A 13,518-nucleotide genomic window follows, 5' to 3' on the forward strand; every position below is an offset into this window, starting at 1 on the left:
CATGAACCGTCCGAGGATCAGTCTTCGATCAACCCTTCAGCTTCATCCTTAGCTGCCGCTGTTTTCTCGACTTCAGGCATATCGAACTCAAGACCATGAGCCGCACGCACCTTGTCTTCGATATCCAAAGCAATTTGGCCATTTTCCTTCAGGAACGCCTTGGCATTCTCGCGACCTTGGCCGATCCGGTCGTCGCCATAACTATACCACGACCCTGATTTCTCAACCACACCGGCTTTGACACCCAGATCAAGAAGTTCACCCATCTTGGAAATGCCTTCGCCATACATGATGTCGAATTCAACCTGCTTGAATGGTGGCGCGACTTTGTTCTTCACCACCTTCACACGGGTCAGGTTTCCAACAATTTCATCGCGATCTTTCAACGCGCCAATGCGGCGAATGTCCAACCGAACGGATGAGTAGAATTTCAACGCATTGCCGCCAGTTGTTGTCTCTGGGCTTCCAAACATAACGCCGATTTTCATCCGAATTTGGTTAATGAAAATCACCATGCAGTTGGAGCGCGCAATAGAGCTGGTAAGCTTACGCATCGCTTGGCTCATCAAACGCGCATGAACACCAACCGAGCTGTCCCCCATGTCGCCTTCAAGCTCGGACTTCGGAGTAAGTGCCGCAACCGAGTCGACAACAACCATGCTCACGGCACCGGAACGCACCAATGTGTCCACAATCTCCAGCGCTTGTTCGCCCGTGTCCGGCTGAGAGATCAGCAATTCATCCAGGTCGACGCCCAATTTCTTGGCGTATTGCGGGTCCAGCGCATGTTCCGCATCGACGAAGGCGCACACTCCGCCCTTCTTTTGTTCTTCGGCGACACAGTGCAACGTCAATGTTGTTTTACCTGACGACTCTGGGCCGTAGATTTCTACAATCCGCCCCTTTGGAAGGCCGCCTATGCCGAGCGCGATATCCAACCCAAGAGAACCGGTGGATGTTGCCTCGATTTCCTGAATAGCATTCTCTCCCCCCAGCTTCATAATAGAGCCTTTGCCAAACTGGCGCTCGATTTGTGCCAAGGCTGAATCCAGCGCCTTTTGCTTATTGCTTTGATCTTTAGATGTCATTTTAAGGAGTTCTGCTGTTGCCATGATTTCGTCCCTTATTTCACACCGCCTTAACTGCGGCAATGATTGCTTGTGTTCGCCACTTGTTCCCATTTGTATGGGTACAAAATGAGAACATATCAAGTAAAACTTTTAGGTACTTTCGCTGCGCTACGGTTAAAGAGTAGTTTAAAACCCAGTAAAAACAGGCAAGCAGACTCAAAATGATGATTTTCTACCGTGAACGTTTGGCTTTTCTGGCTGTGCCAAAGACCGGAACATCTGCGCTGGAACGAGCTTTGGGCTCCAAAGCATCAGCAATTTTTCGCGATCCCCCAGGAATCAAACATACGAATGCCCGTAGATTCGAAAGCAAATATCGCAAGTTATTTGACCACAAAGACTATCCGCCAATCGAAACCATGGCCGTGATGCGCGAGCCGGTGGAATGGCTTGGAAGTTGGTACAGGTATCGCCAGCGCCCTGCATTGTCTGGCCATGTAAACAGCACCGAAGGGGTAAGCTTTGACAGCTTTGTCGAATCCTACCTCAAGCCAAACCAACCTCCCTATGCAAACGTCGGTAGTCAGGCTCGATTTGTGACGGACAATGGCGGCAACCTGTTGGTAAACCACTTGTTTTCCTATGAGGATCTACCCATTGCCACAGGATTTCTAGAGAGGCGACTAAACTGTAGTATTTCACTGAAGCCCGTAAATGAATCCCCTAAGAGAGAAATCAACCTGTCCAAAGAATTGGAGCAGGAATTTCACCGTATCTATGCGCTGGACTTTGAAATTTACAAAGCGCTACAAGATGGTCCGCTTTCCATTTCGTAAGAAGAACTCTACGCGGCGGCGCTCAGATGCCGTCGCACTGTTGAAGTCAGCTCATCCAAAGAAAATGGCTTTGGCAGGAAGACAGATTCAGGGATAGTCAGCTGTTCCTCAACCGTACTCCCGTCAGCGTATCCTGACATGAACACCACACGCAGTTTTGGATGATTTTTACGGGCTTCGGTGATCCAGGTTGGACCGTCCATTCCGGGCATGATGACATCCGTCAACACAATGTCTATTTCCACAGTGTCGTCATTGATAATATCCAATGCCGCTTCACCGCAGTCGGCTTCGACCACCTGAAATCCGCGATATTGCAATGCGCGACTGGCGAAGGCCCGTACGGGTGCTTCATCTTCAACAAGAAGAACAACCCCATCTCCCGGACCGGATTCTGACAAAACCGATAGCGTGTCGGCCTGTGTCTTTGCCGGCTCAACTGGCTTGTCGTGTGTGGGGAAGTAGATGGTAAATTCGGTTCCCTCACCTAACTCGCTGTCGGCAAATATAAAGCCGCCAGATTGTTTGATGATGCCATAGGCCGTGGACAGCCCCAATCCTGTGCCGTCTCCGGTTTTCTTTGTCGTGTAGAACGGCTCGAAGATTTTATGTAACTTGTCCGGAGATATGCCACTTCCCGTATCGCTAACTTTCACAATGACATAGTCACCTGCAGGAACAACAGCTCTGTCCCGCCGCAGCTCCGAAGCCAAGCTGGCATTTCTTGTTTCAATCTCAATCGTGCCCTGCCCTCCAAGTGCGTCACGCGCGTTCACAACCAAGTTCATGAGGACTTGTTCCAATTGCCTGCGATCAGCGCGCACGGACATCAAATTGGGATCATGCGACAATGATAAAGAAATCTGCGCACCCACAAGGCGGTTAAGCAAGTGGGTCAGGTCAGACAGCGTATCGCGTATATCCAACACCTCCAGTTGGAGGTTTTGCTTCCGGGAAAACGCCAACAGTTGCCCAACAAGAGAGGCCGCGCGATTGGCGTTCTGGTTAATTTGCTCAAGGTCAGAGAAATCATTGTCGCCCGGGTCATGGCGCAACATCAACAGGTCGCAATGCCCTGAAATCGCCGTAAGAAGGTTATTGAAATCATGCGCGACCCCGCCCGCGAGCTGGCCGATTGCTTGCATTTTCTGACTTTGGACGAATTGCTTCTCAAGAGATTTCAACTCTGTTGCATCATTAATCAAAACGATCAAAGAAACCACGCCATCATTGATCACCCTACCGAGCGTGACTTGCACATACATTTCGTCAGGGCCGCGTCTACATTTTAGAACCTCTGGGCGATGAAGCCCCTTCCCTTCAAGGGCATCCGACAACCAATCCGAAATCGGGCGCCCCAATCCCTCGATAACATCACTCATGGTTTCGGCGGGTTGTTCTTCCAATCCTAGAAGAGAGCGTGCGATGCGGTTGGAATCTGAAATCCGCCCCGCCGCATCCAGTTCAAGCAAAGCAATCGGAAAGTCCTCCAATTGCGCCATAGTTGCATCTGCCTTTGCCGACTTGGTGACCGGAGCGAGAAAGTACTCGGTACGCCCCAAAGCGCCATCGACAATGATCGCCATGACATCAATCGGGCCATCCTGCCCACTCAACACAACGGCTTCACCGGAATGCTTGGGTGGATCGACGAAAATCACATCAAGTGACTTGGCTCGGCCTCCGACCAGTTTTCGCATAGCGTCATTCATGAACAGAACTGACCCAGACCCGCCAATTGTAAACATCGGCAAGGACAGTCTATCGGCTGCATGCCCTGCATTTTGGCTTTCCATTTGCGAGTTATGCAGTCGCCAAATCAGATTGTCGGAATTGCCAACACGGTGGGTTGCGATGTGAAAATTGCCGCTTCTCGTAACGATATCCTCATGCGCAGCCCCAATTTTCTGAGCTTTGGCTTGTAGTCGAAACATTGTTGCGCTGGCGTTGGTGGTAATTTGTCCCAAAACGGCCTCAAAGGCATCGCCCTTTTGTTCAGGCAGCAGCTTTCTTGCAGCCATATTCTGCGACAAAACCGTGCCCGACGGATCGGTAACAAACACCGCCCATTCGTCATGCTCCATCATATCTTCAAGTGATACGCTCCCAAGCTTCGCGTCGCTGCTGCCGGACTTCGGCAGCAAGGACACGACGGCGACCAAGGCGCAAACAATCGCGGTTAACCCAATAACCCTGACATCACTGAAAATCAGCGAGGCCACCACCGCGATCGCCAAACAAGCCAAAGGCAAACCCAAACGTGAGGCGACACTAGAAATCTTTCCGATCTTGCGATCTTCACCCCCCGTCGCATCCACCAGTTGGCTCACAGATTCACTCCTACAAGAATCACTCCCGACAACCATCTCTCGAAAAGCATTAACTTGCGCTTAACGGATGGACATCGTGGAGTATTCAACCCCGCGAATCTTGCGTCAAGTAAGCTAAATAGAACCCGTCCCCGCCCTCAAGCGGTGAAAACCGGTGATCAAATGCACGAGTCCAGCCGTCATTTTCAGCGCAAAACTTAGCAATTTGTTCTTCATTTTCGCGGGTGAACACCGAACAGGTGGCAAAGGCCAGCGTTCCGCCAACAGCCACCAATCCCGCGGCCTCGCGCAAAATGTCCTGTTGTACGCCCAAGAGCCGCTCATAGGCGGATTCCGATAAGGACCACTTCCCCTCCGGAGAACGCCGCCACGCGCCGCTGCCTGAACACGGAACATCACATAAGACCAAGTCAAACGGGGCCGCCTGCCGGCAGGCTTTCGAGCTGAGAATAGAGACTTTTACCCCCGCCCGTTTCGCCCGCGGGCCTAAATCTTGTAGGCGCTTTGGATTGGCATCATGCGCAAACAACAAGGCGTCATTCTGATCGCCATAGGCCAACACTTTGCCACCCCCTCCCGCGCAGTAGTCCAACATTCGCTTGGCTGAAGGAAGCTTCGCGCAAAGGGCTTGAGAGGCCACATCCTGCAATTCGACCAGACCAGATAAATAGGCCGCACTGCCGGATAACTTCCGTGGATTTTCAATGAGTTGTAGTGCGTTCTTCGACAGGTCATGGCGACGGGCCACAATTCCGTCCTTTGCCAATGAAGACAGAGCCGCATCAACGGAGCCCTTCGTGGTGTTCACACGCACAAACACCCCCGCCCGATCCGACAAGCTTTGGGCAACCGCGATGGCATCGTCACCGAGTGACGCTTTCAATTCAGCGCTTAGCCAATCTGGCATGTTGAACAGCATCTCGTCCGAGGTGGCATTTTCGCCTTGCTCAAGGGCCGAATGCTCGTCTTTCGTGAGCCCTGCAGGCGCGTGACCTTCCCCCGAGAATAACGCCTTCAGCTCCTCGGGGTTCTCAACGGTGTCCGCGCTGTAACACACAACCAAGCCGCGCCCTGTCAGTCCCAACCGCGAGAATTTTCCGCGCTTGCGCAGGCATTCGAACACGATGTCACGCACCGCTGCACGATCCTTGGACCCCGCAAACCGAGAGCGACGCGCCCAATTCGTTAAAGCCTTCTCGGCGGCGGTTCCGGACAAATATATGTCAAGAACCTCAATCGCCGCCGACAGGCGTGCTGCAGGGGTCATCTAGCCGATCCGGTAGTTCGGGGACTCGCGGGTGATCTGCACGTCATGCACATGGCTTTCCTTCAAGCCCGCGCCGGTGATCCGCACGAATTTCGCCCGTTTGTGCATCTCCGGAATGGTTGCCGCACCGGTGTACCCCATGGAGGCACGCAGACCGCCGACCATCTGGTGGATCACAGCATTGGCAGAGCCTTTGTAGGGCACCTGACCTTCAATCCCCTCAGGCACCAATTTGTCCGAGGCCGCATCCTTTTGAAAGTAGCGATCCGCAGAGCCTTGCGCCATCGCGCCAAGCGAACCCATGCCACGGTAGCTTTTGAAGCTACGGCCTTGATACAAAATAACTTCTCCGGGGGATTCGTCTGTTCCGGCAATCATCGACCCAACCATGGCACAGCTGGCGCCCGCGGCAATCGCCTTGGCGAAGTCACCGGAAAACTTGATGCCACCATCCGCAATGATCGGCACGTCGCCCGCACCAGATGCGCAATCCATAATCGCGGTCAGCTGAGGGACGCCAACCCCCGCAACCATGCGCGTGGTGCAAATCGATCCCGGACCGATGCCAACCTTTACCCCATCGGCACCTGCCCCAATCAACGCTCGTGTCGCCTCTGCGGTGGCCACATTACCGGCGATCACCTGCACATTGGACGACAGCTTTTTGACACGCTCCACCGCAACCGCCACCCCTTCGGAGTGACCATGCGCCGTATCAATCACCACCAGATCAACACCAGCATCGATCAGCGCCTCGGAGCGCTCGAATCCGGCATCCCCCACGGTGGTCGCTGCAGCCACCCGCAACCGGCCCAAATCATCTTTACAGGCATGCGGGTTCAATACCGCTTGCTCCAGATCCTTGATGGTCAGCAAACCGGTCAGCTTGCCTTCCCCATCCACAACCAGCAGCTTTTCAATGCGGCGGGCTTCCATCAGCGATTTCGCCTCGCTCAGATCGGCAGGCTCACGCAGCATGGCCAAATTGTCGTTGGTCATCATCGCCGAGACAGGGGTTTTGTCATCATTGGCGAAACGCATGTCGCGGTTGGTTACAATCCCGAGCACGCGGCCAGAACCATCGACCACTGGAAACCCTGATACTTTGTAGCGCTCTTGCAGTGCCTTGGCGTCGGCCAAAGTCTGATCGGCAGTCAGTGTGATCGGGTTATAAACAATCCCGCTTTCAAACCGCTTCACACGGCGCACCTGACGGGCCTGCTCTTCCACGTCCAAGTTTCTGTGGATTACTCCGATGCCGCCAGCTTGCGACATGGCAATCGCCATACGGGCTTCGGTCACTGTGTCCATCGCGGACGACAGCAGCGGGATATTCATGGCTATAGATTTGGTTACAATTGTGCGCGTATCAGCCGTGGACGGCAGCACGTTGGATGCGCCTGGAACAAGCAAAACATCGTCAAAGGTAAGGGCCTCGCGAATCTCCATGGGGTACTCCTTGGGGAAGGTTCGTTTGGCAGTTTCCTATTTCATGGATTTCGCAGATGCGAAAGGGTGGATTTTGTGGCAAAGCGTCTCAAACGCATTCGGAGCACCATTTATGCCCAATATCCTCGTCGACGCAGACGCCTGCCCCGTGAAGGAGGAGGTCTTCAAGGTCGCCTACCGCCTGAACACCCCCGTTACTTTGGTCGCCAACAGCTATCTGCGCACACCGAACCATCCGCTGATCTCGATGCAGGTCGTATCTGACGGTTTTGACGCTGCAGACGACTGGATCGCCGAGACGGCAACCCCATCTAGCGTGGTGATAACGGCAGATATTTTGCTCGCGGGGCGCTGCATCGAAGTGGGGGCCACGGTGCTGGCGCCAACCGGAAAGCCGTTTAATTCCTCTAACATCGGCGGTGCAATCGCCACACGGGCGATCATGGCAGATTTGCGTGCAGGGTTAGAGCAAACGTCCGGCCCTGCCCCCTTTTCCAACAAGGATCGATCGCATTTTCTCAACGCCTTGGATCGCGAACTTCAAAGGCTAAAGCGAGAGGGGCATTAGCCTTCCCCCTCTTGCTCCGTGCCAAATGTGATCCCGCAATCTGCGTCACCAGATGTCGGCCCGACAGAGTGGCAGTTTCAGCCCCCAAATCCCGACAGGATCAAAGGCCCGCAACAGTTGTTGCCAAAGCCTGATTTTCTGCGGCAACTCTGTCTTGAACGGCAGCGCAGGCACGAAGGTTCCCGTCCAAGCAAGCGGCGTCCAGCTGCTCACGAGCGGAGATTTCAGCCGGTGTTTCGCATGCGCTTAGGCCAAAGGCTGCCAAAAATAGATATCGTTTCATTGGGTCTCTTTCAGGTTGTTTTCTTGTCCGACCATTGCAAAATGTGATGCAGAACGCCCCGTTTCGACCTCCGGCATCCCCCGAAATCCGCGCAATAGCTGCTAGTCTTCGATGGGTTGCTTGGGGTTTCCTGCGGGGGCTCCAGATCAGCAACGGCACGATCAGATGTCGCGCGGATTCGCTGTTTTGTCGTCCATCCCAACAGGGCAAGACATCGTCTTGCGAAAACTGGACGGGGTTTGACCAGTGACGCGCTTGAAGGCGTTGTAGAAAGAAGATCGCGCGTTGAAGCCCACATCATAGGTAATGTTGAGGATTGTATCATTGGTTGAGGACAGACGCGCCTTCGCCTCTGCGATGCGGTAGCCATTTACGAAATCAAAGAAACTTTCACCGATAACTTCATTCAACGTCTGGGAAATGTAATTTGGCGACGCCCCTGTATGTCGGGCCAAAACCCATAGCGACAGATTGGGGTCTCGGTGCAAGTGGTCGGTCTCCATGGCATCACGCAACTTGCGGCTAAGCCTTGTGGCGGTTTCGCTGTTCAGCGCGGATTTCTCGTATTTCTCTGCTTTCCCCTGCTCCGCATTTTTCTTTGCCTTCTGACTGTCTGCGCCTCCGGACGGCGGCGTGTCGGTTGGGACCGGCACCAAGGGGGGGCGCTGCCTCACCCCCCAAAGCGTCGTCGTCGCCACCAAGGCAAGGCCCGTGAGACTGGCCAGATTGCTAAATGCAGGCGGAGCAGTGGCCGCACTCGCCTCAAAGGCCAGCACCAAAATTGCGGTATGGGTCCCCCAGAACAACACTCCAAAACCGCCAATAGCATAAATCCAGCGCAATTCGTGTTCCTCGGTGCTGGCATAGACGTCTCGCAACAGACGGCGGTACTGCAACAGGCGGCGCAGGATCAAAAACAGATAGACTGCCATTTGTGGAAACAGCAACAATTGCAAAACCGCGAAGGCTGCAATCAACACAATCGCGCCAATTGACGTGGGTAGCGTGTCATTCGGTATAAGCGCGGTCCTGACCTCTTGCGGCCCAACCGCTATGGCCACCCCAACGAGCATCGCCAACGCAGGAAGAACAAAATGCCGGTACAATCGCGCGGGGCGCCGCTGCGCCTTTGACGTCAAAGTATACACATAGAGCCAAAACAACGGGGCAAGGCACAGGTTGCTTGGTGACCAAAGGACGACTTCAGCCACCTGCACAAAGAAACTGCCCTCATCCTCGAAGTAACGGTTTAAGGCCGTAGGCACATTGTTGACTGCGATGGCCGCAAGAAACACCGAAAGGCTTCTGTTCACCCGACAGTATCGCGTCTGCAACAAGCAAAATGCGATGCCGAACACTGTGATAGCGATGGTGGCCGTTGCGGCCATTTCAATGATGAAAAGGTCCATGTCGTAATGTGTCCCAAACCTTATGTGGAAACCAGCGTGCAAACACTTGCGCAGGCCTCTTTCTTGGATGGATTTGCGAAATCCATTGTGATGGTCCGCGCAACGTCCCATCGCCGCAATGGGGTTAAATCCGCAGCCAAGCTTGTCGCTGTTAGAATAGGTCGGCTCATTGATCGGATGTCCCTGTTTAGCCAAAAGAAACTCAACGCCGTATTGAGTGCGGCCAAGCTGCTTTGTGGGAGACGTAAAGTCGCCCCGTCCTACAGGGACGGACAGGGGCAATGCATGGGTGCAGGCGTGCACATAATAGGATGGCTCGCCAGATTGCGCCGATCTGGCCTAAACTTCGGGGTGCGTCAGAACAGATGCCGTTCCTTGGCCATCAAAGCCGCCTGCGTTCGGTTGGACACCCCAAGTTTGGCCAGCAGGTTTTTGACATGTAGCTTCACGGTCACTTCTTTGATGTCCAAGTTGCGCGCAATTTCCTTGTTGGACAGACCAATGCACAGTTGTTCCAATGTCTGCAACTCGCGGGCAGACAGGTCAGAGAACACGCCCTCGGTCTTGGCCTCCGGCTCTGCGGTGCCGAAGTCGAAAGGCAGGTATCGCTCGCCTGCAAGGATGAATTTGATGGCGTTGACCAAAGACGCCGCGGTCAGTGATTTGGGGATAAAGCCATTGGCGCCTTGGGACATGGCGCTGGTGGCGACATCGCGGTTCGCGACACCTGACATCAATGCAATCTTGCACTTGGGATGGTCACGACGCGCGCGGATCAACCCCTCAAGCCCGTTCATCCCTGGCATGTTGTAATCCAGAATGAGCAAATCGATCGCATCCAGCCCGCGCATCAACTCCATGGCGTCGGCAAGGTTTGCCGCGGTCAATACGTTGAAGCCCTCAACGGTCTCCAGATAGGCGGCAATCGTATCTCGGACCAGATCATGATCGTCAGCAAGAAGTATATTCGGCATTTACAGGTCTCTTTCAAAGTCTGGTCCCAAAATACACTGGGAAAAATGATCAAAAAAAGGCGAGTCTATACTTTAGTATAGGTGACTATGCCGATGCCCCCAACCGCTTCGTCAAAATTCCGTCTACAAAAAGATACTGTCGAAACAGGAGACTGATCATGCACCCTAAACATCACTCAAAGCTTATGATCATGCTCCTAGCCCTGCTGTCATTTTGGGTTGCCCCCGCAACTGGGCAGGGCGTGGCGAGGTTGCAGGTAATGGCAACCTCGTCACCCAATGACGCCGTACATTTAAGTCTCGATGCCTTGGACGCGATGGAGCAGATCGAGTTCACAACGACCACCATTTGGACAGATGGCGACATTCACTTTACGGGCGTGCCGCTTAAGGCCCTGCTCGACCAACTTGGACTGGTTGGCAGCACCGTAGAGATGGTGGCTTTGAACGACTATTCGATTGCAATGCCGGTCAAAGATCTTGAGGACGACGCCCCAATCGTTGCGACACGGATGAATGGCAAGGCCATGTCTGTGCGTGACAAAGGCCCCTACTGGGTTGTTTTTCCCTATGACAAAGACCCCAAGTACAGCACGGAGACAAACTACTCCCGTAGTATTTGGCAGCTAAATCGCTTGAAGGTCGTAGATTGAGTAAGCTTTGCTCCATAGAGTGACCTCAAATTGGAGGCCTCTATGAAAACCGGACTCAACAAATACCGTATTTCCATATTGGCAGGCTTTGGCCTGTTAATCTTGGTGTTGGGCCTGATGGTCACCAATCTTATGGCCCAACTGCGCGATCTGTCGACCGCTGCGGGTGACAATACCCAGTGGAACATTTCTCAGCTGGATGCAGAGTTCGCCAACCTGAATGCAACCCTCTCCGACCGCATGGCTGGAATTGAGCTGTCGGATAACGAGGTGCGACTGCGGTTGGACATAGCTCTCAGCCGGTTGAACACCATCAACTCGGGTCGCGCAGGTCTTGTGTTTGGCGGCAACGAAGAAGCCCGCGCATTGATCGCCCCCGTTGATCTGTTCACCGCAGAGGCCATCGCCATCTCGGACCAACTCGGCCCGATCACGCAACAAGACCTGAAGATGCTGCACACCAAGGTGCAAGAAATCCGCCCAACCGTTCGCAAGATCGCGTTGCTGGGGCTGACGTTGAGCGCAAAACAATCCGAGAGACAGCGCAATGTTTTCGCAAATCAACTGGCCAGAACCGGTGGAATTGCCATTGCTCTTTTGGTTCTGATGGGGGCCTTGATGGTGTTGCTGGACAGGTTATTGCGGCGCGCAGCACTTCGAGACGCCGAACTTCTGACGTCCACGAAACAACTTGCCTCAACGGTTTCTGCGTCACTGGACGCGATTGTCACGGCCAATGACCAAGGTGTCATTATTGGCTTCAACGCCTCTGCGGAAAACGTATTTGGGTGGTCGAGCGATGAAATCATTGGTCAAACAATGGAAAGCACCTTCATCCCGCACCATCTTCGAGACGCCCATATCACCGGCATGAAGCGCTATCTGAAGACCGGCACCCCGCAGGTCGTTGACGGGGGGCGTGTCGAGCTGTCAGCCCTGCGCAAAAGTGGTGAAGAATTTCCCGTAGAGTTGAACATTACATCCACCGAAGACGATGATGGACCCAAGTTCATTGCCTACATTCGCGACATCAGTGATCGCAAAATCATAGAGCAGAAACTCATCGACGCCCGCGACAGGGCCGAACGCACAGATAAGGCCAAGTCGCAATTCCTGACCGTGATGAGCCACGAAATGCGCACCCCCCTCAACGGAATATTGGGTGTGCTGGATTTGATGAAAACCACATCCCTGTCACCCGAACAGGAGCGCTATATTCAGATCGCCACCGCATCGAGCGAAATTCTCTTGGAACAAACCAATGAGGCCCTCGACATAACGCGCATTGAAACCGGCACGTTGCAACTTACCTCCCAAAACTTCGATCTTCCGCAGGTCATGGAAACGCTCGTTGACGTGCTGGAACCCTTGGCGCGCGAAAAACAGTTGAGCCTGACCCTGAATATTGAAAACACGATGCGACTGGGGTTCTTCGGGGATAGTAGCCGCCTTCGTCAAATATTGACCAACCTCATCGGCAACGCGATAAAATTCACTGACAGCGGCCATATCCGCCTTGACGTAAGCGGCATTCACGGGCCGCTCATGTCATCGGTAAAATTTGCTGTCTCTGATACGGGCGCGGGAATTGCCCCAGAGCACCAAGAACAAGTGTTTGAGGATTTTGTGGCCCTTGCCCATGGCGAGGGGCGTCAAACGCGCGGTGACGGGCTTGGGCTGTCAATCTCTCGGAAAATCGCGCGTCAGATGGGGGGCGATCTCAATCTAGTCAGCGACCTTGGCGTCGGCTCCACCTTCACGTTGACTGCCCCGCTGCAACGGCAGGAGGCGCATCTGCAAAATAGCAGCACACCGCATTCTCCTGACCCTCTGATCGCCAAAAGTTGCAATGTGCTGATTGTCGAAGACAATACGATCAACCGCAAAGTGCTTGGGGACATGTTGGGTGGCATGGGGCATTCGGTCAAGCAGGCTGTCGATGGGATCGAAGGCCTGAAGCAGGCCGAAGGCGAAAAATTCGACATCATCTTTATGGATATCAGCATGCCTGAAATGGACGGGATCGAAGCGACCCGCAGGCTTCGCGCGGGTGGCGGGCCGAATGCACAGGCGCGCATCATCGGACTTACTGCCCATGGGCAGGAAGAATTTCGAGACGCGGCAGAGCAAGCAGGAATGAACAGTTTTCACACCAAGCCAATCCGCTTGGGCATGTTGCACGATATCATGGCCGAGGCCACACCCCCCGCCTCCTCCTTGAGCCCACAAACAGCGGCACCATCAGATGCCTTGCGCGAATTAGGCGACGCTTTGGGCTACGATAAGGTCAATGACATCGGGACCCGCTTCTTTGACGAACTTGACGTGTTTTGCGACCAAGAACCCCAAAGGGATGGCGAGGACGGCTCTTTGGCCGCTGCATCGCACAAAATGAAGGGCGCCGCGGCCCTGCTGGGCCTGCGTGAACTTGAAGCCCCATTGGCCGAGTTGGAGCAGGCCGCGCAGCATGAAGAGGCCCCAATGCTCACCGCGCGCATAGAAGCGCTTCAGGAATTGGCGAAAGCGGCGCGCGCCGGATTTGCCGAAAGGCTGGCAAGATCTATCCCCTAGCGCTCCATTGGGTGAGCGACCTACTCCGAAGTCTAGATCATCCCCTCCAATTCCCTAGAAACTATCCCCCCGCGCGGCGGTTTTGCCAGCCGTCGGGGGGTAAATCTT

11 protein-coding genes are annotated in these 13,518 nt (G+C 54.2%); 4 read left to right on the forward strand and 7 right to left on the reverse strand.

Annotation, left to right across the window (positions count from 1 at the left end; all coding sequences use genetic code 11):
• Positions 1 to 17: 17 nt before the first annotated feature.
• Positions 18 to 1,112 (reverse strand): recombinase RecA, encoded by a 1,095-nt coding sequence (gene recA, locus Q0746_RS01285; RefSeq protein WP_298256418.1) that lies wholly within the window; start codon positions 1,110 to 1,112, stop codon positions 18 to 20.
• Positions 1,113 to 1,291: 179 nt separating this feature from the next.
• Here recA and Q0746_RS01290 point away from each other — a divergent pair, with 179 nt between their 5' ends.
• Entirely contained in the window at positions 1,292 to 1,906 is a 615-nt protein-coding gene (locus Q0746_RS01290) for a gamma-glutamyl kinase (RefSeq protein ID WP_298256420.1), read from the forward strand.
• A gap of 8 nt (positions 1,907 to 1,914) precedes the next feature.
• Here the strand turns inward: Q0746_RS01290 and Q0746_RS01295 are convergent, their stop codons facing one another.
• The 3 genes from Q0746_RS01295 to guaB all read right to left on the reverse strand — a co-directional run bounded on the left by Q0746_RS01295 (position 1,915) and on the right by guaB (position 6,952).
• Entirely contained in the window at positions 1,915 to 4,236 is a 2,322-nt protein-coding gene (locus Q0746_RS01295) for a PAS domain-containing sensor histidine kinase (RefSeq protein ID WP_298256422.1), read from the reverse strand.
• A gap of 85 nt (positions 4,237 to 4,321) precedes the next feature.
• Positions 4,322 to 5,503, reverse strand: coding sequence for an RsmB/NOP family class I SAM-dependent RNA methyltransferase (locus tag Q0746_RS01300; RefSeq protein WP_298256423.1), 1,182 nt, complete (start codon positions 5,501 to 5,503; stop codon positions 4,322 to 4,324).
• On the reverse strand, positions 5,504 to 6,952 hold the full coding sequence (guaB, locus tag Q0746_RS01305; RefSeq protein WP_298256425.1) for an IMP dehydrogenase: 1,449 nt from the start codon (positions 6,950 to 6,952) through the stop codon (positions 5,504 to 5,506).
• Positions 6,953 to 6,977: 25 nt separating this feature from the next.
• On the opposite strand from guaB, the gene Q0746_RS01310 reads away from it, so the two are divergent.
• On the forward strand, positions 6,978 to 7,520 hold the full coding sequence (locus Q0746_RS01310) for a YaiI/YqxD family protein (RefSeq protein ID WP_298256427.1): 543 nt from the start codon (positions 6,978 to 6,980) through the stop codon (positions 7,518 to 7,520).
• 100 nt (positions 7,521 to 7,620) lie between these two features.
• Here the strand turns inward: Q0746_RS01310 and Q0746_RS01315 are convergent, their stop codons facing one another.
• From Q0746_RS01315 to Q0746_RS01325, 3 genes are all read right to left on the reverse strand, one after another.
• On the reverse strand, positions 7,621 to 7,803 hold the full coding sequence (locus Q0746_RS01315; RefSeq protein WP_298256429.1) for a hypothetical protein: 183 nt from the start codon (positions 7,801 to 7,803) through the stop codon (positions 7,621 to 7,623).
• 161 nt (positions 7,804 to 7,964) lie between these two features.
• Positions 7,965 to 9,212 carry an AraC family transcriptional regulator gene (locus tag Q0746_RS01320; protein ID WP_298256431.1) on the reverse strand — a complete coding sequence of 416 codons (1,248 nt, stop codon included), beginning with the start codon at positions 9,210 to 9,212 and terminating at the stop codon, positions 7,965 to 7,967.
• A gap of 356 nt (positions 9,213 to 9,568) precedes the next feature.
• Positions 9,569 to 10,186, reverse strand: coding sequence for a response regulator transcription factor (locus Q0746_RS01325; protein ID WP_298256433.1), 618 nt, complete (start codon positions 10,184 to 10,186; stop codon positions 9,569 to 9,571).
• 158 nt (positions 10,187 to 10,344) lie between these two features.
• Between Q0746_RS01325 and Q0746_RS01330 the strand changes: the two genes are divergently transcribed.
• Both Q0746_RS01330 and Q0746_RS01335 read left to right on the forward strand, forming a co-directional pair.
• A complete protein-coding gene (locus Q0746_RS01330) occupies positions 10,345 to 10,839 on the forward strand; it encodes a molybdopterin-dependent oxidoreductase (RefSeq protein WP_298256435.1) in 495 nt (164 codons plus the stop codon).
• 42 nt (positions 10,840 to 10,881) lie between these two features.
• A complete protein-coding gene (locus Q0746_RS01335; protein WP_298256437.1) occupies positions 10,882 to 13,410 on the forward strand; it encodes an ATP-binding protein in 2,529 nt (842 codons plus the stop codon).
• Positions 13,411 to 13,518: the final 108 nt, after the last annotated feature.

The sequence above is a fragment of the uncultured Litoreibacter sp. genome (genome assembly GCF_947487515.1).
In the GTDB taxonomy this organism is placed as follows: Bacteria; Pseudomonadota; Alphaproteobacteria; order Rhodobacterales; family Rhodobacteraceae; genus Litoreibacter.

What these genes read in the sequence shown, in the direction of transcription:
- Q0746_RS01315 (WP_298256429.1), bottom strand. Translation starts at nt 7,803, where the DNA reads ATGAAACGATATCTATTTTTGGCAGCCTTTGGCCTAAGCGCATGCGAA.
- Q0746_RS01320 (WP_298256431.1), bottom strand. Translation starts at nt 9,212, where the DNA reads ATGGACCTTTTCATCATTGAAATGGCCGCAACGGCCACCATCGCTATC.
- Q0746_RS01330 (WP_298256435.1), top strand. Translation starts at nt 10,345, where the DNA reads ATGCACCCTAAACATCACTCAAAGCTTATGATCATGCTCCTAGCCCTG.
- Q0746_RS01300 (WP_298256423.1), bottom strand. Translation starts at nt 5,503, where the DNA reads ATGACCCCTGCAGCACGCCTGTCGGCGGCGATTGAGGTTCTTGACATA.
- recA (WP_298256418.1), bottom strand. Translation starts at nt 1,112, where the DNA reads ATGGCAACAGCAGAACTCCTTAAAATGACATCTAAAGATCAAAGCAAT.
- Q0746_RS01290 (WP_298256420.1), top strand. Translation starts at nt 1,292, where the DNA reads ATGATGATTTTCTACCGTGAACGTTTGGCTTTTCTGGCTGTGCCAAAG.
- Q0746_RS01325 (WP_298256433.1), bottom strand. Translation starts at nt 10,186, where the DNA reads ATGCCGAATATACTTCTTGCTGACGATCATGATCTGGTCCGAGATACG.
- guaB (WP_298256425.1), bottom strand. Translation starts at nt 6,952, where the DNA reads ATGGAGATTCGCGAGGCCCTTACCTTTGACGATGTTTTGCTTGTTCCA.
- Q0746_RS01335 (WP_298256437.1), top strand. Translation starts at nt 10,882, where the DNA reads ATGAAAACCGGACTCAACAAATACCGTATTTCCATATTGGCAGGCTTT.